This is a genomic window from Occallatibacter sp. FHG110214_02 (assembly GCF_059115385.1).
The window spans coordinates 14017-36152 of sequence record NZ_JBZYWK010000032.1; the positions used below are offsets into that span (position 1 = coordinate 14017).

The window sequence follows — 22136 nt, forward strand, 5'->3', positions numbered from 1 at the left end:
AAACATCCTAATCTATAGCATTCAGATATTGAACATATTAGTTGCATCGGCGTTAGGGTCAAACTCAGGGAAGAAGAATGTTACCCGCAGAGAAAAACTCGAAATGCTATGTATGCGGCCCGGAAAACCAGTTCGGTCTGCGCGTGCCCTTCGCTCCACATGGTAAGCAGGGCAGCACAGCCCGCTACACCGCGCGGCCTGAACACGGTGGCTGGAACGGCATTCTCCACGGCGGCGTTACCTTTGCGCTGATGGATGAGGCGCTGGGATGGGCGCTCTATTTTCAAGGACTGCCCGCCGTGACAGCCCGCGTAGAAACACGTTTTCACAAACCCATTGCTATCGGCACGGATGTCACCGTGCGGGCGTGGGTCGTCAAACAACAGCGCCGCTTATATGAACTGCGCGCCGAAATTCGCGCGGAAGACGCCGCGCAAACGCTGCTGGCCGAGGCCAACGCAACCATGTTCCTGGTACGCAGCAACCCCACGGAGGAGCCCCATGCCCGCCACGCAGCATGAACCGCAGTCATCGCAAGCTGCAGTCACTATTCGCGAGTTTCTGCCCGGAGATGAAGCCGCCTTCTACCAGCTCAATGAGGAGTGGATCACGCGCTTCTTCCGCCTTGAAGAAAAAGACATGCAGATGCTTAGTGATCCGCACAGATACATTCTCGCCAGGGGTGGTCGCATCCTCCTCGCCGTCGCGGGGGAAGAACGCATCGGCTGCTGCGCGCTCATCCGCATCGCTGACGACGAGTATGAAGTTGCGAAGATGGGCGTAACGCCCGCGTGGCAGGGAGCAGGCGTTGGCCGTAAGCTGCTGCAGGCTACGGTGGACCTGGGCCGTGCGATTCATGCGCGCAGGCTCTATCTCGAATCAAGCAGCACGCTCACGCCTGCTATTCATCTCTACGAGTCGCTGGGCTTTCAGCATCTTCCACCGGAGCGCGTGCCCGTTTCACCGTATGTCCGCGCGGATGTTTTTATGGAGCTGCTGCTGCATTGAGCGCGCATCAGCTTGTGTGGTCGAGAATAATCTTCCAGCCCTTCGGCCCTTTGCGCCATACGAGCGAAAAGATGCCGTCATCCTTGGTTGCTGCGCCTTTGGCTGTGCGGTCGAGATGAAATTTTCCCGTCACCAGCGCTGTCTCCGGCTTGCCGCACGCGCTCGACAACAGGCGCACGTCGATATCGCTGAAGGTGAGCTTGCCCATTTGCTCGGGCGTGCTGTATGCGGCTTTGTAGCGCTCGAGGATCGGCTTGTAGCCTTTGCGCACGCTCGCGCCGATGAAGGTGGTCTCCGGCGAGTCTTCGTAGCTCTGCATGAAGGTATCTACATCGGCGCGGTTCCACGCCTCCACCTGTGCGGCAATCGCGGCGCGAATGGCGGTCTCATCCGGCCCGGCGGGCGACTGCGCGCGGGCAACAAAGGCAACAAGAAGAACAACAGCAAGAACAAGAACTCGCTTCATACAAACCTCCATCGCGGAATCTGACCTGAGCTTACAATGACTATATGACCGCAGTGGCAGAAACTTCACCATTCCGCATTGTGCATGCTGTCTGCTCGCACGATTGCCCGGACTCCTGCGGCGTGCTTGTGACGGTGAACTCAGATGGCCGCGCGGTGAAGGTGCAGGGCGATCCGGCGCATCCCGTTACACAGGGATTTTTGTGCGGCAAGGTGGCGAAGTATCTTGACCGTGTCTACTCGCTACAACGACTGCTCTACCCCATGCGCCGTAAGCCCGGCGCACCCAAAGGCCCGCTGCCGCGCGGGCACGAGCATGAGGCTTTCGAGCGCATCAGCTGGGATGAAGCTCTGGATGAGATTGCTACGCGGCTTCAAAAGATTGCGGATGAGTACGGGCCTGAATCGATTCTGCCGTACAGCTATGCCGGAACCATCGGCGTGCTCGGCTTCGGTTCCATGGACCGCCGCTTCTTTCATCGCCTTGGCGCAAGTCAGCTTGACCGCACCATCTGTTCGCAGGCTGGCGGAGTTGCGTGGACGCTTGTTTACGGCAAGAAGCTGGGCACGCCGCCTGAGGATTTTGCGCACGCAAAGCTGATTCTTGCGTGGGGCGGTAACATTCACGGCAATAACGTGCACCTGTGGCCGTTCATTGAGCAGGCGCGGCGCAACGGCGCCCGGCTCATCGTAATTGACCCATACAAAACGCGCACTGCCGCGCTTGCGGATTGGCATATCGCCATCCGGCCCGGCACCGATACCGCACTCGCGCTTGGCATGATGTACGTCATCCTGCGCGAAGGGCTGGAAGACCGTGCCTACATTGAGCAAATGACGCACGGCTTCGCGCAGCTTGCGGAGCGCGTTCGCGAATACACGCCTGAGCGCGTGGCCGCATGGACCGGCATGACGGCTGCGGAAGTGGAGCAGCTTGCTCGCGAATATGCGACGACCGCGCCCGCTGCGCTGCGCGTGAACTACGGCGTGCAGCGTGGCGAAAACGGCGGGACCGCTGTGCGCGCGATTTCTATGTTGCCTGCGTTCATCGGTGCATGGAAGCATCGTGGGGGCGGAGGCTGGCTCTCTACTTCCGGCGCGTACACATGGAATAAGAAAGCCCTCGAACGCCCCGACCTTGCGAAGTCCTCGCCCATTGGCCGTCTTGCGCGTGTCGTGAATATGTCATCGCTGGGGCAGGCGCTTACAGAGCTTGGCCAGAACAGGGTGCAGGATACGGGTGACAGGAAACAGGACGATGGCCCTGCGGTGCACGCGCTGTTTGTTTATAACTCGAACCCTGCTGCGGTTGCGCCGAATCATAACGCTGTTGTGCGCGGCATGGCGCGCGAGGATTTGTTTACCGTAGTCCACGAGCAGTTCTTTACCGACACCACGGATTACGCGGACTACATTCTGCCAGCGACGACGTTTCTTGAGCACACGGATGTTCAGGGAGCCTACGGCCACTACTTCGTGCAGCTTTCGCAGCAGGCCATTGAGCCGCTGGGCGAAGCACGCAACAATGTATGGCTCTTCGGCCAGCTTGCGCAGCGCATGGGATTTACGGAAGAGTGCTTCCACGATACGACGGAAGAGATGCTGGAGCAGGCGCTCTCGATTGGCGACGATGGCCACTCCACCGCGCCGCACATGGAGCACATTACGCTCGACGCTTTGCGGGAGAAGGGACATATTCCTGTTTCGTTGCATCGCGAGGGCTTCCGTCTGTTTACTTCCGGTCAGCTTCCTACGCCATCGGGAAAAATTGAGTTCTATTCGGAAGTGCTTGCCGCGCAAGGCGAGGACGGCCTTCCGGCTTTTCATCCTCCGGTTGAGTCTCGGTGGAGCGACAATGCCAAGCGCTATCCACTGGAGTTTTTGCCGCGCAAGGCTGACAACTACATGAACTCGACCTTTGCGAACCTCGACGGCCACCGCAAGATGCAGGCGAAGACCAACAGCAAACTCGAAATGCATGCAGAGGATGCGAAGGCCCGTGGCATTGCGAATGGGGATACTGTCCGCATATGGAATGATCGCGGCGCGCTGCATCTCACCGCGTATGTGAATGGGAGTGTTCCCGCCGGCGTGGTTGCTGCGAGCCTTGACTGGGCCAAGCTCAGCCCCGGCGGCGCGAACGTCAACGCGCTTACCAGCGAGCGGCTTACTGACCTTGGAGCGGCGGCCACGTTCTACTCCACATTGGTGGAAGTTGAGAAGATGGAGACCAGAGTTTGACGCATGGCTGATCTGAAATATGAAAGGGTTGAGTTTGCTTCCCATGAAGCTCTTGAAACAGCCATGGAGAGTGGCGATCCTGCCTTAATTTCAAAGGCGCTCTATTCGGCTACCCGCTATGAAAGTGATTGGAACTGGACTCAGAACCAATGTTTAAGATTTCTAGGATCGGAGCATATTTCGGTCCGATGGACAGCCGCAACTTGTCTGGGTGATCTGGCAATGTTCAAACGGCTGGTTGATGCTCCGAGAGTTTTCGCCGCTCTGAATGAAGCTCAAAAGGATCCTTCAATTGTTGATCCTGCGTCAATGAGCATGAGTCTTGTAGAGCAGTTTGCTTTACGTAAACAGTGAATCGTTACTACCAATGAAAAACAGCCCCGCTTTTCATCTGCGCCTCGCAACAGAAGCTGATATTCCCGCATTGCACGGGTTGATTGAGGCTTCCGTGCGTGGCTTGCAGGCCAAGGACTACACACCTTCGCAGATTGAAGGCGCGCTCGGCACAGTGCTTGGACTTGACACGCAGCTCATTGCGGACCAGACATACTTCGTTGCCGAATCTTCTGAAGAAAATAAGATAGCGGCCTGTGGCGGATGGTCGAAACGCAAAACGCTCTTCGGAGCCGACCGTGGCCCCGGCCGCGAGCCTGAATTGCTCAATCCCGCAACTGATGCAGCGAAAGTGCGCGCCATCTTTGTGCATCCTGACTTTGCTCGTCGCGGTCTTGGCTCACTGATTCTCGCTGTGGTCGAAACTGCTGCGCGGGAAGCGGGTTTCCGCAGCTTTGAGATGGGCTCCACGCTGACCGGCGTTCCGCTCTACACGCTTAAAGGCTACAAAGAAGTGGAGCGCATCGCCGTGCCACTGCATAACGGCGATGCGCTTCCGATTGTGAAGATGGTGAAGAACGCGAGCTAGTAGGGCATTCCGCCAAACGGATCTTCGAGCGAAGGGCTCTGCGGGGTGAATAACTGCGCGCCGTCTTCGGTTACGTGCAGGTCATCTTCAAGCCGCACGCCAAACTCGCCCTTGATATATACGCCCGGCTCATCGCTCAGCGTCATGTTGGGTTTCAGCTTCGGCGCAAGCTCATACCCGAACATGTTGTTCTTCACGAAGTAGGGCCATTCGTGCATCTCCAGTCCGATGCCGTGGCCCACGCGATGCGTAAAGTATGTGAAGCCCGGTCCGTAGCCGCCATCCACAATCACCTTGCGCGCCGCTGCATCTACGTCCGCAAGCAACACACCGGGGCGCGCTGTTTTGAGAGCCGCCGTCTGTGCAGCCTTCACAATGTCAAAGACTTTCTTCTGCTTGTCCGTCGGCTTGCCCAGCACAAAGGTACGCGTAATGTCCGATGTGTAACCTTCTACCGTGCAGCCATCATCCAGCATGAGGATGGAGCCTTCGCGCAGCGTCTGCGGCTTGGCCGAGCCATGCGGCAGCGCGGTGAACTCATCAATGTTGAGCGAGGCGAAGCCCTGGAAGCCGACCTGCTTATAGGCCAGTTGCACCAGGTGCTCCACGTCAGCATTCGTCATGCCCACATGCACAGACTGCGCCACGGCGCGATAGACCATGAGCGTGGCCTTGTTGGCCAACTGCATGCACTCCAGTTCATGCGCGTCCTTAATCATGCGGCAGCCTGCCGTGATGGGAGAAGCGGAAACCAGCGTCAGATGCGGGTTTGCCGCGCGAATGGAATCGGCGAAAACAAACTTGGTGTTCTCATCGATGCCCAGTGTGCCCGAGGCAATGCCGCGATCATGCAGCCCTTTGCCAACCAGTGCAAACGGACTCTCGTCTTCCTGCCATGTGAGGATGTCGGCATCGTTGCCGAATGGCCCCGCAGTCAAAACCTCGCGCGCGCGATCTTCTTCAAAAGCCGGCGTTACGACAAACGGCTTTCCCTTGGCCGGAATCACCAGCGCCCACAACCGCTCGCCGCCACCAAGGCGCAAGTTCGCAAAATAAAGACCAGAGGCACCGCCCGCAAGCAGAATGGCGTCGATCTTATTGGCCACCATCAACTCTTTCGCACGCTCGATACGCGCAAGCCGCTCGGCATTGGTAAACGGGCGTGCCTGTCCGGAGAGCTTCGGCAGGCTCTCAATCGCGGGATACGACTGCGACTGCGCGGAGTCCGCATGTGCGGCAGCAGAGGTGGAAACAAGCGCGGCTCCGGCAGAGGCCGTGAGGCCTGTCGAAAGAAAACGGCGGCGAGTGAAGGACATGACTCTCCTGAGGCGGTAGGGAATGGGGTCGTGAACTTTCAGAATAACGCTACGGAGCCGGAGTCAGCTCAATATAATCCAGCGCGGCGGGGTCGGAGTTGTTCTGCCCCTTCGGCCATGCCGGTAGTGTGGTGTCCACGGGCGTATTCTCAAGTGTGCCTTCTACACGTAACACATCGCCGGGCCTCAGCGTGATGCCATGCCCATCCGCACCGCGATAGTTAAAGCGCACAGAGTTATCCCCATGCAGATGGAAGTTTGGCAACTCAGCATCTGCAGCCCAGCTCACCAGCGCCTGGCCATTCAACGAAAGCGTAAAGTGTGCAACGGCGCGCGGCAGATCGAAATACTCGACGGCGATGTTGTAGCGGCCCTGGGAACCGTTGTAGGTCCACTCTGCCGTGCAGCCAGATGGAACGACGCAGGCTACGGCCGATCCCCGCGAAGCATCTTCCCATGGCCGAACAGTGACCGGGCTATACCCTGTCAGCTTCGCATCTTCTGCTTCCATGCGCCCCGGGAAATTTCCCGCGCGGCCCTTTTCGTCTGCAATCCCTGAGAGCTTCCGGAAGTACTGCACAATCGCATCGCGCCAGACAATCGCATGGCCCGCCTGGTACTCCAGCCGCGCGGCCATATCGTTGTAGAGCGCATCGTTAATCTTTCCCTGGAGCGTGGCCCACTCGCGGCCAAGATTCGCGGCCTCTTCCGCGCCTTGATAGTGGCTGTCGTAGATGTACTGAATCACCGTGCGACCATCGTGCAGCTTGTATGTGTATGGCACATGGTGAAAAAAGGTCAGCAACTCGTCCGGCGTCGTCGCGGCATCCTCATACATCTTTGCCACCTGCAGCGGATACTGCCCTGCATAGCCTGTGCCTGTCGCAACACTGCGGTCCATGCCTACGCCCTTTGCATCAGCGCGATGCCACTGGCCCCAGCCGTTGTTTTCGCTGGCCTCAATGTCTGGCCCGTAGTGCGTGCCCACCACGCCTGTCAGCGTCTGCATACCCAGCGGTCCGGTGTAGTGCTCATACGAGGGCCAGCTCTGCATCAGCATTTTTTCTACTGTTTGGACAACGTTTGTTTCTGTGCTGATTGTCTGCCGCGTCCACTCTTCAGCAATTTTTCCGGGAGCGAGTTCGGGATTCCACGCGAGCCGCCCGAATGCGTAGAGATTCGCCATGGCCAGCGGTGAGCCTAACCATTGTTGCCCAATGCCGGAGACACCGACCATTCCGCCTAATGGACGCTCAAAGCTTTTGCCCGCAAGAATCTCCTTGACCGGCGTAGCACGATTGCCGGCACGCATGTCGAAATCGAGAACCTCTTTCCACATGGGGGCGAGGTAAACAAGATGCCGCTGCTGGCCTGTGTACTCCTGCGTAATCTGCACTTCCATTGCCTGCGATGTCTGCGGAATGCCCGCAAACAAAGGCGAAACGGGCTCGCGAGCCTGGAAGTCGATTGGTCCTTCCTTAGTCTGCACAATCACGTTCGCGGCAAACTTGCCGTCGAGTGGATGAAAGATGTCATATGCTGCCCGTGCCCGGTCGGCCTTCGGATCATTCCAGTCAAGATGGTGGTTGTAAACAAACGCGCGGTAAAGCACCACGCCGCCATGCGGAGCCAGAGCATTTGCCAGCAGGTTTGCCGCGTCTGACGGGGTGCGGCCATAACTTGCCGGACCCGGCTGGCCTTCGCTATCCGCCTTTACGGTGAATCCCGCAAAGTCGGGAATAAGCTTGTAAATCGCATCGGTCTGGGCCTGCCACCATGCAATCACCTGCGTATCGAGCGGGTCATATGTTGGCAGGCCGCCAATCTTCTGCGGACTTGCAATATCCACGCTCAGCGCCACGCGCACGCCGTAGGGGCGCATCGTGTCGGCGATGCGCGCAATGCCCTGCAGCATATCTGGCTGCAGGAATGCGGCGGCATTGTTCACGTTATTCAGGTTGCATCCGTTGATACCAACCGAAGCCAGCAGCCGTGCATACTCTTTTACTTGCGAGAGGTCTTCACGCACATGGCCTGCATCGAAAAAGATGCTGCGCCCCGCAAAGCCGCGCTCAATGGAGCCATCCGCGTTGTCCCACTCATCCGTCCAGCGAATGGCGAGGGATGGCGTTTCATGCACGCCCGCTGCGGGTACCTCTTCGCCTTGCGACAACAACCGCAACAGCGCGAAAGCTCCGTATACAAGGCCCTGTTCCGTTGGCGACGAAATCAAAATCGATTGCGAGCCGGACTTGCTGTCATGCTCAATGGCAAAGCCCTGCTTTGCCGGAGCCCACGCAGAGGCCGCACGAAACTCCGGGCTCCTCTTTACATTGTTGTGGACCGCAATTCCGCCGCGCCGTGCTTCCGTTGCAGGATGCTGCTGCTTTGCAAATTCTGCATCGGTTCCCAGCACAATGGCGTCCGGACTGGCGATGCGTGTCAGCGCGCTCTTGCCAAGCATGCTGAGCAGCCCGCGCTCCAGCTCGCTCTTCGCGCTCTGCTCCACCGCGCCTGAGCCCAGCGTTCTGACTTGCGCCGGTACATGCGGGCGCTGCGCCTGCTGCCGATACTTCAGCCACGCATCCGCAGTCGTCTGCGTGCTTGCAGTTGCGGCAACCGTCAACAGAACTCCCAAGCAAATCGCTTTATTCATCGCAGAAGGAATTCTAGTCGAGCGTAATACGGGCCCGCTTGCGCAAAAGTAAAAAAGCCGCGCATGATGCGCGGCTTTTCATCGTTTCCGTCTCTGCTTAATTCGAGGTGGTTGTTGCAGCGGCCTTCACCGTCAGCACAAAGCTCGCCGAGTGAGTGGTAGCCGTCACGCCATCCGAGGACTGCGCCGACACCTTCATCTGATAGGTGCCCGCCGGGGTCGGAAGGTTATATGGAGGTCCGTGGTTGTAGTAGTTGTAACGCGGATTGCAGGCCGTCATGCCGAGCGAGCCAACCAGCGCCACCAGCGCAATCATCACCAGCCGCGCCCAGCCGCCCTTGCGTGCGAAGGAAGCCAGACCGAGCAGCCCTGCCGCTCCGGGAATCAGAAGCGCCAGCACCATGCCGTTGCTCTTTGTTGCCAGCGCACCGTGCGTCGGCTGCGCCTGCGTGGAGAGCACCATATCGCTGGTAATCGCAGCGGTTACACCCTTCTGAATCTCCACGTTCTCTGGCGTGAAGTTACAGGTGGACTGGTCCGGGTAGCCCGAGCAGGAAAGCGTCACGAACATCGGCGCGGAAAGCGCGCTGGAGTTCACCGGAGTGAGCGAGATGATGGCATCGCCCGACTGGCCCTGCGTCAGGGAAAGCGAAGCGGGGTTCAGAGCAATCTGGAAGTCCGGCGTGCCGGTGGCTGCCGCTGCAGCTTCCGCAGTGGCGGAAACCGAGCTGGCATGCGCCTCGTCACCCTGATAGACAGCGCGCAGCGAGTGCTGGCCGGCAGGAAGGTCAGCCGTAACGGTGGCCTTGCCATCCGCATCGAGCACTGCGCCGCCAATGGCCTTATCGCCGTCCTCAATCATCACCGCGCCCACGGCTGCGCGACCATCCGCGCCCGTTACAGCAACGGAGAAGATGCCCTCGGTAAAGTTGTTTCCATTGCGAGCCACAACGCGCGTCTGCGCATCGAGACGAGTCTGAGTCGCAAGCGAATCCGAAGAAGCATGAGCAGGCGCGGCCAAGGCCATGCTCGCCACACCGATACCAGTTCCAATTAACGCAAGCCGCAGCCTGCGGCCAAACAAACCTCTCACGTGCACCTGCTCCGGAATTCTCAAAAATCCAACCCTTTGCCCTAATTGGCCAAGTACAACCATTGTACCGGACCACTGCGGGACTGGCCGCCCAGGCAAAAGCGCCTTTGGCGCCGTGTGCTTAGAAGCCGTCGTGGGTGAGTATTGGACGTTGGCCGGCGCGCAATGGCATCCATCTCCGTCCCACGTCCGTCGCGAAAAGCCGCAGCTGCCGGTTAAGGCCTGCCGGTGAGCTTATGGATCAGCTCCACTTCGCTTTGCTTGTACGGCTTGCCGTCGGTGTAAAAGACATCGTGGAACCACACCGCCGGCTCCTTATTGACGTACGGATGCTGCCACGAGTCCCACGGCAGATACGTCTGCATCTTGCCCTTCACCAAGCCCCAGTTAATCGCCGCCACGTGGTGCTCCTTCGCTATGGGGAGATTCGCGTCAAAGGTACTGCCGACGCCGCGGGCCATGTACTCCGTGCAGAGAATAGGGCGGTGGTACTGCTCCAGCCATTGGATGTGCTTTTCAAAATCAGCGGGCGGGCCGTAGTTGTGGAAGCTGATGACGTCCGACTGCTCCAACTGGACGCGCTCCATCGGCTTCATCTTTTCCGGCGAGCTCCAGTCGCCTTCCCACATGCCGCTGGTCAGCGGCTGACGCGGATGCGTGCTTCGAGCCCAGGCAAAGACCTGCGGCAGCAGGGCGCGGACCAGCTCTTCCTTGTTGGCCGGTTCTTCCTTCTCGTAATTTCCGCCGCCCTTGTTCGATGGCTCATTCCAGACATCCCACGCAAGAATGCGGTCGTCCTTCGCGAATGCTCCAACTACGCCCTTTACATAACTCTCAAGCCGCGGGTACTGCTTAGAGTCCTCAAGCACTGCCACTCCGGGCGCCTGCACCCAGACGGAGTTATGTACACCCGGCGTTGGCTGCCGCTGCGGGCCGAGCTTGGGATTGGGGTCCCAGCAGGAGTCGAAGAGCACAAAAACCGGGCGGATGTGATGCTTGGCCGCAATCGTGAGAAACGTGTTGATGCGCTTCTTGAAACCCGCCTGATCCTGCTCCCACAGCAGGTTGTGCAGAAAGACGCGCATGGTGTCCATGCCGATGGCTTCGGCCCAGCCCAGCTCGCGGTCAATCGTGGCCGGGTCAAAGGTGTCCGCCTGCCACATTTCCAGCTCGTTGCCTGCGGTAGAGGGCAGAAAATTCGCGCCAACCAGCCACGGCTGCTTTGCGTACCAGGCATCGGCCCGCTCGGCGGTCCAGCGTGCCGGGGACTGCGCCATTCCGCTTGCCATCATTCCCAGGGTGAGCGCCAGCGCCGCGCATATTTTCCACGCACTCTTTTTCCGCATTTCATCCCCCTGCAATCTTTTGAGTCACAGGCTTTGTGAAAACGTTTCCGCCACCACCTTAGTGAATCCTGTGTGACACGCGCAAGTGACGAGTCCCATGGGCGTCGTTTATCGTCCTATTCGTATGAGCAATTCGGTTACCGCAGCCCAACATGCGTCGCATCCGGCCCCTCACCCCGCGCCGGAAGCCGAGGAAGTCTACCGCCGCTGGCTTCAGTTTCTTGACGATGAGTTTGAACGCCACAGTACGCCCGACCGCCGCGCCGAGATTGTGCGCGACCAGCTTTACCAGATTTACCTTGGCCGTCCGCATGGCGGAAAGCTGAACCTCACCCTTACCAGCGAGCTGCCCGGCAACGTGGCCGCGCTCAACCTGGACTCGCAGAACGCTACGCTGGAATCCGGCCACTTTCCCGACTGCGACCGCGAGAGGTTTCTCCCGCTCAAGCCACTGCTCTGGTTCTGGCAGATGTTTGACCGCTCACCGCTGGGCCTGAACCACTGGCTCGGCATCCGTTTTCGCAGAATGCTGGGCCGCCACATCTTCGCGCACATGGGAACCGGCGTTCGCATCCACTCCGGCGTGGACCTGACCTACGGCTACAACCTCTCGATTGGCGATAACGTCGTCATCCGCCAGCGCGCCCTGCTCAATGACCGCGGCGGCATCACCATCGGCGATAACGCGGTTATCGGCTCCTTTGCCCGCATCTATTCGCACTCCCACTCGCATGAGAATTTCGACGATATTACGCTCGACCCGGTGGAAATCGGTGATCACGCGCGCATCGGCAGCCACGCCATCGTCATGGCCGGAACCAAGGTTCCGCCCAGCGCGGTTGTAGGAGATTTCCCCTCAGGGCGGCGCTGATTCCTGGTGCGCCGCCGCACCGCAAAGCAGGACGCAGGCAGAGGCAAGCGGAATGCTAATCTAAGTCTTCCGTCGTCTGGAGTTTTCGCTTGAGTCCCAACGCGCTCGTCATCGCACTCTTTCAGCTCGTAATTCTCATCTTCTCGCTCACGGTGCACGAGTGCGCCCACGCGTGGATGGCCTCGCGCCTGGGCGACCAGACGGCGCGGCTGCAGGGGCGAGTCACGCTGAACCCGGTGGTCCACATCGACCCCGTCGGCACGCTGCTCTATCCCATCCTCTGCCTCTTCCTCTTTCATAGCGGAATCCTCTTCGGATGGGCCAAGCCGACGCCGGTGATTACACGCAACTTCAAAAAAATTGTTCGCGACGACAATCTGGTCACGCTCGCAGGGCCGTTCTCCAACCTGCTCATCGTATTGGCCGCCTTCCTCGTTTTGGCGGTCATCCTGATTGCTGTTCCCGGGGGCCGCATGCTGGTGCTCTCCACCTTCATCGGCATGCAGACCGCCGCGATGGGCTCGGGAATCGGCGCGCTGGTGGTGCTGGCAATCCTGGCCATCGAGCTTAACCTGACGCTCTTCTTCTTCAACCTGCTGCCGGTTCCTCCGCTCGACGGAAGCCGCATTGTGCGGAATATGCTGCCCTATAACGCCATGCGCGCCTACGACAACCTGAACGGCTTTGCCAGTTGGGCGCTGATGATTGTGCTTGGATGGTTCCTGCTGCCGCTGGTCATGGGGCCGTCGCTGGCGCTGATCTTCGGAACACTCAGCAGCCTGCCGGGCAAATAACGCAGACGCTCCCGCTACAATCAAAAGAGCCGGAAACGGCGCCATCTTTTCATGCGACAGGCACCATGTCCAACCAGAATGTAGAACAGAAACCCCGTGTCCTCAGCGGCATGCGCCCCACCGGCAAACTCCACCTTGGCAACTACATGGGAGCGCTGGCCAACTGGGTCAAGCTGCAGGATTCCGATAAGTACGAGTGTTATTTCTTCATCGCCGACTGGCACGCGCTGACGACGGATTATGCCACTCCGGACCGGGTAAAACTGAACACTCTGGACGTTGCACTGGATTGGCTGGCTGCCGGGCTCGACCCGGAAAAATCTAAAGTTTTCATTCAAAGCCATGTGCTGCAACACGCGGAGCTGCATCTGCTTTTCAGCATGATTACGCCGCTCGGCTGGCTGGAGCGCGTACCGACCTACAAGGAGCAAATCGAAAATCTGAAGGGTAAGGACCTCTCCACCTACGGATTCCTCGGCTATCCGCTCCTGCAATCCGCAGATATCCTGCTCTATCAGCCGGAGTTCGTTCCCGTCGGCCAGGACCAGGTGGCCCACGTCGAGCTTACCCGCGAAGTTGCACGCCGCTTCAACTCGCTCTATAAGACTTCCGTCTTTCCGGAACCAGAAGCCTTGCTGACACCGTCGCCAAAACTCACCGGCACAGATGGCCGCAAGATGTCGAAGAGCTATGGCAACACCATCGGCCTTTCGGAATCGCCTATTACCGCAGGCAAAAAAGTCCTGGAAATGTCCACCAATGGGCAGCGAATTCAGCAGAGTGAACCGGGAAATCCCGACCTCTGCCCGGTAGGAGATTTGCATAAGGCTTTCAGCGCTCCCGAAGTCGTAGCGGAAACCCAGCAAGGCTGCCGGACGGCATCCATGCGTTGCGAGTCCTGCCGGCTCCTCGCTTCCCACTCCGTTCTTACAGTCACGGAGCCTATTTACACCAGACGCCAGCAACTTGAATCCCAGATCGACAACACATGGGAGATGCTTCGCGCGCAATCCCTCAAGGCAGCCGAGCGCGCCGAGCAAACCATGACCGCCGTTCGCGCCGTCTTCGACCTTTCGCATGATTTGGGTTCGGTGCGGCGCTACTTTGGCGCCAGCTCTGCAGACGCTCGCGACCCGCGTGACCTGAGCGAAAACGCAGAATGGTGGAACCTGCCGCAGGACCAGCGCGCCAAGCTGTTGCGCGACTACTGGCGCAATCATCTTGCTCCGCGCGATGTTGCTCTTTCGCAGGAAAGCAATCGCGTTTTCACATCCATCGAACGGGAGCTTGAGGAGCCTTATCTCACCCCGAAGAAGAAGCGCGTCTTTGTTGCCTCTTCGCAGAATGAGCTTTCAGGCTCGGATACGTGGGCATTTGAGATTCCGGCCCGTTCGTATGAGGTGTGGGTGCTGCTGTGCTGGCAAAAAGATAACTACCGCCTGCTCGATTTTTGTATTCCCCAAAAGGTCTTTGCAACGGCCTTTGCCGCGGCGAAAAAATCGGTCAAGAAGGACGAGAAAATTGCAGTTCTGCTCAAGCGGACAGACGACAATCACTTCTCCCTGCAAATTGGTGGAAGTGACGCAACCGACATAGCTCTCTTGCTGAAGAACTACGACCCCATCCAATAGGCGCAAATCTGGGCGAAACGCGGCAGAAACAGGAAAACTGCCGCGTTTCCCACATCTCAATGTGGGTTATACCTCTAAAAATCCCTCTATTTTGAGCGAAAATTAAAGCAGCGATGAGCGATTCCCCCAATCCGTCCGTAACCGAGCAAACCACCGAAGCACAAGCGCCCGCGCAGACCGGCCCCATGCTTGTACTCACGCCCCCGCCCGGCCCCGCCGACCTTACCCCGGCCAAGCCCGCACCCAAGGCGAAAAAAGCCGATGCCGCCAAGATCGAGGAGGACAAGTTTTCGCCGTTCTCCATCATCGTGGGCCAGGTGTATGACGGCCCGCTCGACCTACTGCTGGACCTCATCCGCAAGCAGGACATCGACATCTACGACATCCCCATTGCGAAAATTACTGCGCAGTTCCTCGCCTACGTGGACCAGCTAAAGTCCACGGACGTGGACGTAGCCGGCGAGTTCATCTACACGGCCTCACTGCTCATCCACATCAAGAGCAAGATGCTGCTGCCCCGCGCTCCCAGCGGCCCGGAAGAAGCTGCCGAAGACCCGCGCCGCGAGCTTGTTGAGCGCCTGCTCGAGCACGAAAAATTCAAAAATGCCGCGCAGATGCTGCATGAGAAACAAATGCTCGAGTCCGCCGCGTGGACCAACCCCGGCATCCGCGAATTCAAGAACGACGCCGAAGCCGAGCCGGAAATCGCCGCTGATACCACCGATCTCGTTCGCATCTTCCAGCAGATTCTGGACCGCGCCCGCCGCCGCCCCGTCTTCAACGTGGAAGAGGACCAGGTAACCGTCGGCCAGATGATCCAGTTCCTCACCCGCCGCCTCACGATGGAAGACCGCCCCATAGCGCTCCGCAAGCTGCTCTCAAACAGCAAATCCGAGCGCGCACTGGTAGCTACGTTCCTCGCATTGCTGGAATTAGTCCGCCTGCAGGCCATCCTCTTGCGGCAGGACAAAATCTTCTCCGAAATCTTCATCAAGAAGAACACCAGCTTCGAGTCCGTCATGAACGACATCACGGCGCAAGCCCAGGACGACTGGCGGTAAGTAAAGTTATAACTTTCGTTCTAAACTACGTTAGAATTTAAGTTATAACTTGGCAAGGAGGCGAACATGGCTGCAGCGACTCAAATTGAATCTCGAATTATTGCAATTGGTAACTCCAGCGGCGTCATTCTCCCCAAAGAAGCCATGGCAGAGATGAAGGTGGAGCGAGGTGACAAGATTTATTTCACCCGCACGCCGGATGGCGGCTTTCGCATGACGCCTTATGACGAAGAATTTGCAGCCCAGATGGAGGCAGCAAGGGAAATCATGCGTCAAAATCGAGATGTCCTCAAGAGATTGGCGGAATGATCGAGCCCATCTGGATTCGTATCGATGTAGTTCTAGCAATGCATGAGGAAGTTTTGGCATTAGATGGCGGCCCAAGTGGAGTCCGCGATATGGGTCTGCTGGAATCTGCGCTTGCGCGTCCCAAAAATCTCTTTGCATACGCGGAACAGCCGCCTTCCTTCGCCCAGCTTGCGGCCTCTTATGCCAAAGGAATCGTTGCAAATCATCCATTCGTAGATGGAAACAAGCGCGCTGGGTTTATGGTCGCGCTCACATTCCTCCTTCGTAACGGCTTTGTGGTCACAGCATCAAGAGAAGACCGTGTTTTAACGTTTTGGAATCTCGCCGCTGCAGAAGTCTCGGAAGAACAACTAACTGCCTGGTTTGAGCGCAATATCGCTCCGCGCTAAGCCGCTTTCTTTCTGTCGCCCTCTATTTATTTATTCCTTATTCATCTTCGTGGTGTATCCCTTGGCTGGTCTGGGAATGTTTCCCCACGCAGTTTCCCGGACAAAAGCCAACCTATTTTTCGGAGCGCCCCATGTCTGACCTGGCTACTACCGCCGGCGCCGCCCCCCGGGGCGGGTCTCTGCTTGACAACAAAATGAAGAAATCTCCCGCGTGGCTCAGCGGGGCCATCATCCTCGTTGCCCTTGTTGGAGGCCTCGGCTACGTTGGTTTCAACATCGCCAACGACCTCGGCAACATCACGCTCGGCAGCATCTGGCCTTACCTGCTGCTCGGTACCGCGCTCTTTATCGCACTCTGCTTCGAGTTCGTGAACGGTTTCCACGACACCGCCAACGCCGTGGCCACCGTCATCTATACGCACTCGCTAGAGCCAAACCTTGCCGTGGTCTGGAGCGGCCTCTGCAACCTGATCGGCGTGCTCACCTCGGCAGGAACCGTAGCCTTCACCATCATCACGCTGCTGCCCGTCGAGTTGATTCTCAAGGTCTCTTCCGGCGCGGGCTTCGCGATGGTCTTCGCACTGCTCATCGCTGCCATCCTCTGGAACCTCGGCACCTGGTGGCTCGGCCTTCCGGCTTCGAGCACGCACACCATGACCGGCTCCATCATCGGCGTGGGCGTGGCCAACCAGCTCCTCTCCGGCGGTGGCGGAACCTCTGGCGTGGACTGGGGTCAGGCCAGCAAGGTCGGCTGGACGCTGCTGCTCTCTCCGATTGTCGGTTTCCTCGGCGCCTTCCTGCTCTTCCTCATCTCCAAGGTGACCGTGCGCTATCCTGAGCTCTACTCGGCGCCCAAGGACAACACACCGCCGCCGTTCCCCATCCGCGTGCTGCTGGTGCTCACCTGCACGCTGGTCAGCTTCTTCCACGGCTCCAACGACGGCCAGAAGGGCATGGGCCTCATCATGCTCATCCTCATCGGAACCGTCCCGACAGCCTATGCGCTCAACCATGCCGTCACCGCGCATGATCTGCAGGACTTCATCGCGGCCAGCGAGCGCGCCGTCTCCATCATCGACGCGCACGTGGACAGGAACGCCGTCCTCGGCAACGACCCGCGCAGCGAACTGACCGATTACCTGCGTACCAAGAAGCTGCAGCCCGACACGATGACCGCCCTTCGCGAAAGCATCCGCGATCTGGAAGGCAACGTGAAGGCCTATGGCGACTACAAGCACGTTCCGCCCAGCCAGCAGTCCAACGTCCGCAACGACATGTACGTCACCAGCGAAGCCCTCCGCGTGATGGAGAAGAACAAGCAGGGTAGCTTCACCAAGGACGAGCAGGACGCGCTCGACAACTACAAGAAGCGCGTAGACAAGGCCACCAAGTTCATTCCCACCTGGGTGAAGGTAGCTGTGGCTCTCGCTCTCGGCCTCGGCACCATGGTCGGCTGGAAGCGCATCGTGGTAACGGTCGGTGAAAAAATCGGCAAGGAGCACCTGACCTACGGACAGGGCGCTGTAGCCGAAATCATGGCCGCCTCCACCATCGCGCTGGCCGACGGTCTCGGCCTGCCGGTCTCCACCACCCACGTCCTCAGCTCCGGCATTGCCGGCACGATGGCAGCCAACAAGAGCGGCCTGCAGCTCTCAACCATTCGCAACATCGCCGCCGCGTGGGTCTTCACGCTGCCGGCAGCGGCTATCCTCTCGGGCGTACTCTTCTGGATCTTCCGCATGGTTGCCCCCAACTAAATTCCTCGTTTGGACACGCTTCTTCCTTCGCGCCGCGGTCAACCAACCGCGGCGCTTTTTCTTGTCCCTCTGAAACGCCCGGCCCACCCACAGCACCAATCCTGTAAGCGAAAACCATTCCGCACAGGAGCCCCTATGCACGCCTACATCGCCGCAGCCGCAGTCTCGCCCATACTCATCGTCATTGCCATCATCGCCATTCTCATCGGATAGCTCACGATGATTGTTCTCGGCAGTCGAAACCATTCCCGCCAGCGCGCACTGCATTTTCCAGCACAGCCCCGGAAATCAGGCCCCGCGGAAACGCGCCTCTCCTCCTGCAGCAAAGCAGCAGAAGACAGCGGCAAAAATCAGCACCACACACAAACATCCTCCTCCAGAACCGCACTCTCCCTTCGGCGTAATTAAGTCCAAAGAGCGCAGTTTTTGCCTGCTTGCCGCTTGTCCCTCTGGTCCTTTGGCCCTGTTTTTCCCCGGTTTTCCTAAGCCCAGCCCGCGCCTGACCGTTCTTTCCTTTACCATTACTAATGGGATGAGTCTGAAAGCTAAGCTGGAAGCCGTTATTTATGCCGCCGAGGAGCCAATTACCCTGGCTCAGCTCGCTGCCCTCTTTGCCGCCGATGCGCTGGAGCACAAAGCCGCGCAAGCCGCCGAAACCGAGGAAAGCGCCGAAGAACAAACCCTGCCCCTGCTGCCCGAGGACGACAACGCCTCTTCGCCGGTTGCGGAAGTAGCCCCGCCAGCCGCTGAAGAAGGGGAGACGAGCCCCGAGCTGTCTAATCAGGAGCCGTCTGCTTCGGACCAGCCCAGTCCAGACCAGCCCGCCGAAACTACCGAGTCCGCCGCGGCGGAACCCTCAGACCCCGCCGCAGCCGCCAAGCAGGAAGCCAAGCAGCGCGACCGAGAAGTGAAGTCCATCCTGCGCGAAATCCTCGACGAGCTCGTCGCCGACTACGAAGCCGACGACCGCGGCATTGAAATCCGCGAAATTGCCGGCGGCTACCGCATGGCTACCAAGCCATCCAGCCACGACGCCGTCCGCCTCTTCGTCAAAAGCCTCAAGCCGCCGTTGAAGCTCTCGCTTCCCGCGCTTGAAACCCTTGCCGTCATCGCCTACAAGCAGCCCATCACCGCGCCCGAGGTCTCCGAGATCCGCGGCGTCGAGTCGGGCGGCGTGCTTGGTTCGCTCATGGCGCGCAAGCTTATCGCAACCGCCGGCCGCAAGCAGGTTATTGGCCGGCCCATTCTCTACAAAACAACCAAGGAGTTTCTGCTTCGCTTCGGCCTCAAGGACATCAACGAACTGCCCTCAATGGAGGAGTTCGAGAAGATGGCCGCGGTCGAAATTGACGAGATGGAACCGGAGACAGCCACGGAGCTGGCGCTTGAAACAGGCGCCGAAACCGCGGAAATATCCGAAGAAACAGCCGCGGAGAGCGCGCCTGTTGATCCACAAGCATCGGAAAACGCATCAGACTCTTTAGAACCAGAATCGATTGAATCAAGCCAGCAGGCAGAAACAGAGGCCGCACCCGATGCCCCCGAAGAAAACCAGCAAGACCCCGGCGAAGAAGTCGCCGGTGAAGAAAGCAGCGCCGAAGAAGGCAGCCGCGAAGAAAGCTCCAGCGAAGACAGCAGCGAAAAAGTCGCCGAGCCCGAAACCGAAGAAATCCACTAAGACCATCTCGATTGAGGAAATCGAGGCACCCGGCGTTCCCGCAACCGCGTCCAAGGGCGCCAAGGGTCGTATTGAGACGATTCCCTACGAGGAATCCACACCTGCGCCCAAGTTTCCCACAGACGAAGAGTTGGATTTAGAGCTCGAAGACGAGCTGGAAGCCGACGAAGAGGGCTTTTTCGACGATTCCGATGAGGATGACGACGAAGACGATGAGGAAATCGAGGACGAATCTGAGGAAATCGACGAAGACGATGAGGACGAAGAAGAGGACGACTCGATAGACGATGAGGATTCGGATGATGAATCCGAGCCAGATACGGAAGAGTCCAGCATTCCCCGGGAACCCGGAAAGCTCGAGCGTCTGCACAAAATCCTCGCCGCCGCCGGAGTAGCCAGCCGCCGCCACGCCGAAGAACTCATCACCGAAGGCCGTGTCCAGGTGAACGGCCAGACCGTCACTACGCTTGGCTTCAAGGCCGATCCGTCGCGCGACCACATCCGCGTGGACGGCAAGCTGCTGCAGGGCGCGGAGAAGCTGCGCTACTTCATCCTCAACAAGCCCAAGGGCTTTGTGACCACGGTGAGCGACCCCGAAGGCCGCCCCACGGTCATGCAGTTCTTTGGCCGCCTCAACGAGCGTCTTTATCCCGTTGGCCGCCTCGACTTCCAGAGCGAAGGCCTGCTGCTGGTCACCAATGACGGCCCGCTCGCCAACAAGCTCACCCGCGCCGAGTCTGGCGTGGAAAAAACCTACCTCGTGAAAGTCTCCGGCAATCCCTCGGATGAGGCTCTGGCCCGCCTGCGTTCCGGCGTCATCATCCCCAAGGGCAAGCCCGGCGAAGGCAGCGTCAAGACATCACCAGCGCGCATCCGTCTCGTCCGCGCCGGCGAAAACCCGTGGTTTGAAATCGTCCTGATTGAAGGCCGTAACCGCGAGCTGCGCAAAATGTTCGCGGGTGAAGGCCACAACGTCGAAAAGATTCGCCGCGTCTCCTACGGACCGCTGGTTCTCGACATCGACCAGGCGCAGATTCGCGAGCTCGACCCATCAGAGCTTGAGAAGCTGAAGCTGGCAGCCGAAGGCAAGTACAGGTCGCGGAAGATTGATTTCAGCGTGCTGCTGCCCAAGGAAGCCGGGCGCTCCGTAGACCACGACGCAGCCAAGGAGCGCGGCAAGCGGCCTTACAGCAAGAATTTCCGCTTCAGCGACCGTGGCGGTTTCGGCGGACGTGGTGGGGACAAGCCCTTCCGTCCGCGCCGGGAAGAAGGGGATGCACCCCGTGATAGCCGTGGGCCGCGCCGGGAGTCTGGTGGCGAAGGCAGCAGCTTCCAGCGTGGTCCTCGCCGGGACGGGGAAGAACGCAGCTTTGCGCCCCGTGGTGACCGTCCATTCCGCCCGCGCGGAGAGGGACGCCCAGAGGGTGACCGTCCTCGGTCTGGCTTTGGTGGAAAGCCGGGCTTTGGCGGACGCGGCGGCGATAAGCCCTTCCGCCCGCGCCGTGAGGAAGGCGATGCCCCTCGTGAAAGCCGTGGGCCGCGCCGGGACGGGGAAGAGCGTAGCTTTGCACCCCGTGGCGACCGCCCGCGTACTGGTTTTGGCGGAAAGCCAAAGTTCGGTGGACAGGGAGACAAACCGTTCCGTCCACGTCGGGAAGGCGAAGAGCGTAGCTTTGCGCCGCGTGGCGACCGTCCGTTCCGGCCTCGTGGAGAGGGACGCCCGGATGGCGACCGTCCTCGGTCTGGCTTTGGTGAAAAGCCGGGCTTTGGTGGACGTGGCGGCGATAAGCCCTTCCGCCCGCGCCGCGAGGAAGGCGATGCACCCCGTGAAAACCGTGGGCCGCGCCGGGAATTCGGCGGAGGAGGCGACTTCAAGCGTGGTCCCCGCCGCGAAGGGGAAGAACGCAGCTTTGCGCCTCGTGGTGACGGCCCTTTCCGCCCACGCGGAGAAGGCCGTCCGGAAGGTGACCGCCCCCGTTCCGGCTTTGGTGGCAAACCCGCCTTCAAATCGGGCGGAAAGCCAGCGTTCAAGTCAGGTGGCAAGCCCGGCTTTAAGTCAGGCGGAAAACCGGGCTTCAAATCCGCAGGCAGACCGGGCGGCAAACCGGGTGGCCGCTCAAACTTCGGCGGCAAGCCCGGCGGCAAATCCAGCTTCCGTGGCAAACCCGGAAAAGGCCCCCGCTAAGCCACAGCCCATTCACCCCGTGCGTATCCCAGGTCTCTACATTCAGAGACCTGGGATGCCCATACGGCCAGTTCTCTCATTTCAAGTTCTTCCGTCGTCCCTGTGGAAAACCCTTGTCAAGCCCTGGGAACCAAAATATTTTCTAACTCGTTGATTCCATTAAGCAAAAATCCTGGCCCGGTTTGCGCTCCATTATGGTGCTTTATGCCAAACTAAAAATAAGCAGAAATGGCACAGAAAAACGGCCCGATTCCCTGGGAATCGGGCCGTTCTGTTTTTTTCTGCTAACTCGCTGACTTGCTAAGCGCGAAGCGCGGCGGACTCGCTAATTCCAAAGAAAAGAGAACTCAATGCCATCAACGGCAGGCATACCCCACTTCTCCCTTGTCCCTCTTCCCCTGTCCCGGCCTTCTC

The 22136-nt window shown here is 59.2% G+C and carries 19 protein-coding genes; 14 read left to right on the top strand and 5 right to left on the bottom strand.

The features are described 5' to 3' along the window. The first annotated feature begins 77 nt into the window (after nucleotides 1–77). Together AC5S3R_RS19055 and AC5S3R_RS19060 are read left to right on the top strand one after the other, a co-directional pair. The gene (locus AC5S3R_RS19055) at nucleotides 78–521 is read left to right on the top strand and encodes a PaaI family thioesterase (RefSeq protein WP_494268777.1); all 444 of its coding nucleotides are present in this window, start codon (nucleotides 78–80) and stop codon (nucleotides 519–521) included. Beyond that, the gene (locus AC5S3R_RS19060; RefSeq protein ID WP_494268778.1) at nucleotides 502–1008 is read left to right on the top strand and encodes a GNAT family N-acetyltransferase; all 507 of its coding nucleotides are present in this window, start codon (nucleotides 502–504) and stop codon (nucleotides 1006–1008) included. Before AC5S3R_RS19055 ends, AC5S3R_RS19060 begins: the two co-directional genes overlap by 20 nt. Nucleotides 1009–1015: 7 nt before the next feature. Here AC5S3R_RS19060 and AC5S3R_RS19065 read toward each other — a convergent pair whose 3' ends face one another. Further along, on the bottom strand, nucleotides 1016–1474 hold the full coding sequence (locus AC5S3R_RS19065; protein ID WP_494268779.1) for a YybH family protein: 459 nt from the start codon (nucleotides 1472–1474) through the stop codon (nucleotides 1016–1018). A 44-nt stretch (nucleotides 1475–1518) separates the two neighbouring features. Here AC5S3R_RS19065 and AC5S3R_RS19070 point away from each other — a divergent pair, with 44 nt between their 5' ends. Genes AC5S3R_RS19070 through AC5S3R_RS19080 form a run of 3 tightly spaced genes read left to right on the top strand, consistent with a single transcriptional unit; the run spans nucleotide 1519 to nucleotide 4636 of the window. Next, nucleotides 1519–3714 (top strand): molybdopterin-containing oxidoreductase family protein, encoded by a 2196-nt coding sequence (locus AC5S3R_RS19070; RefSeq protein WP_494268780.1) that lies wholly within the window; start codon nucleotides 1519–1521, stop codon nucleotides 3712–3714. A gap of 3 nt (nucleotides 3715–3717) precedes the next feature. Next, a complete protein-coding gene (locus tag AC5S3R_RS19075; protein ID WP_494268781.1) occupies nucleotides 3718–4068 on the top strand; it encodes a hypothetical protein in 351 nt (116 codons plus the stop codon). Nucleotides 4069–4081: 13 nt separating this feature from the next. Beyond that, complete coding sequence (locus AC5S3R_RS19080; protein ID WP_494268782.1) at nucleotides 4082–4636, top strand: GNAT family N-acetyltransferase; 555 nt, start codon at nucleotides 4082–4084, stop codon at nucleotides 4634–4636. Here AC5S3R_RS19080 and AC5S3R_RS19085 read toward each other — a convergent pair. From AC5S3R_RS19085 to AC5S3R_RS19100, 4 genes are all read right to left on the bottom strand, one after another. After that, entirely contained in the window at nucleotides 4633–5952 is a 1320-nt protein-coding gene (locus AC5S3R_RS19085; protein WP_494268783.1) for a M24 family metallopeptidase, read from the bottom strand. The genes AC5S3R_RS19080 and AC5S3R_RS19085 overlap by 4 nt on opposite strands. Before the next feature lie 49 nt (nucleotides 5953–6001). Next, nucleotides 6002–8608 carry an alpha-glucuronidase family glycosyl hydrolase gene (locus tag AC5S3R_RS19090; RefSeq protein WP_494268784.1) on the bottom strand — a complete coding sequence of 869 codons (2607 nt, stop codon included), beginning with the start codon at nucleotides 8606–8608 and terminating at the stop codon, nucleotides 6002–6004. A 97-nt stretch (nucleotides 8609–8705) separates the two neighbouring features. After that, nucleotides 8706–9701, bottom strand: coding sequence for an Ig-like domain-containing protein (locus AC5S3R_RS19095; protein ID WP_494268785.1), 996 nt, complete (start codon nucleotides 9699–9701; stop codon nucleotides 8706–8708). A 215-nt stretch (nucleotides 9702–9916) separates the two neighbouring features. Further along, the gene (locus AC5S3R_RS19100; RefSeq protein WP_494268786.1) at nucleotides 9917–11047 is read right to left on the bottom strand and encodes a cellulase family glycosylhydrolase; all 1131 of its coding nucleotides are present in this window, start codon (nucleotides 11045–11047) and stop codon (nucleotides 9917–9919) included. 97 nt (nucleotides 11048–11144) lie between these two features. On the opposite strand from AC5S3R_RS19100, the gene AC5S3R_RS19105 reads away from it, so the two are divergent. The 9 genes from AC5S3R_RS19105 to AC5S3R_RS19145 all read left to right on the top strand — a co-directional run bounded on the left by AC5S3R_RS19105 (nucleotide 11145) and on the right by AC5S3R_RS19145 (nucleotide 21722). Next, nucleotides 11145–11918: an acyltransferase gene (locus AC5S3R_RS19105; RefSeq protein ID WP_494268787.1), complete on the top strand. Its 774-nt coding sequence runs from the start codon at nucleotides 11145–11147 to the stop codon at nucleotides 11916–11918. A gap of 89 nt (nucleotides 11919–12007) precedes the next feature. Then, the gene (locus tag AC5S3R_RS19110) at nucleotides 12008–12712 is read left to right on the top strand and encodes a site-2 protease family protein (protein WP_494268788.1); all 705 of its coding nucleotides are present in this window, start codon (nucleotides 12008–12010) and stop codon (nucleotides 12710–12712) included. A 65-nt stretch (nucleotides 12713–12777) separates the two neighbouring features. Then, nucleotides 12778–14343 carry a tryptophan--tRNA ligase gene (gene trpS / locus AC5S3R_RS19115; RefSeq protein ID WP_494268789.1) on the top strand — a complete coding sequence of 522 codons (1566 nt, stop codon included), beginning with the start codon at nucleotides 12778–12780 and terminating at the stop codon, nucleotides 14341–14343. Between the two features lie 113 nt (nucleotides 14344–14456). Continuing rightward, entirely contained in the window at nucleotides 14457–15404 is a 948-nt protein-coding gene (locus AC5S3R_RS19120; RefSeq protein ID WP_494268790.1) for a segregation and condensation protein A, read from the top strand. A gap of 66 nt (nucleotides 15405–15470) precedes the next feature. Next, nucleotides 15471–15713 (top strand): AbrB/MazE/SpoVT family DNA-binding domain-containing protein, encoded by a 243-nt coding sequence (locus tag AC5S3R_RS19125; protein ID WP_494268791.1) that lies wholly within the window; start codon nucleotides 15471–15473, stop codon nucleotides 15711–15713. Continuing rightward, nucleotides 15710–16102: a type II toxin-antitoxin system death-on-curing family toxin gene (locus tag AC5S3R_RS19130; RefSeq protein WP_494268792.1), complete on the top strand. Its 393-nt coding sequence runs from the start codon at nucleotides 15710–15712 to the stop codon at nucleotides 16100–16102. The genes AC5S3R_RS19125 and AC5S3R_RS19130 overlap by 4 nt, the downstream gene beginning before the upstream one ends. A 131-nt stretch (nucleotides 16103–16233) precedes the next feature. Further along, complete coding sequence (locus tag AC5S3R_RS19135) at nucleotides 16234–17859, top strand: inorganic phosphate transporter (RefSeq protein WP_494268793.1); 1626 nt, start codon at nucleotides 16234–16236, stop codon at nucleotides 17857–17859. Between the two features lie 532 nt (nucleotides 17860–18391). Next, entirely contained in the window at nucleotides 18392–19537 is a 1146-nt protein-coding gene (scpB, locus tag AC5S3R_RS19140) for an SMC-Scp complex subunit ScpB (RefSeq protein ID WP_494268794.1), read from the top strand. Further along, nucleotides 19440–21722, top strand: a complete 2283-nt coding sequence (locus tag AC5S3R_RS19145) for a pseudouridine synthase (RefSeq protein WP_494268795.1) — start codon at nucleotides 19440–19442, stop codon at nucleotides 21720–21722. Before scpB ends, AC5S3R_RS19145 begins: the two co-directional genes overlap by 98 nt. Nucleotides 21723–22136: the final 414 nt, after the last annotated feature.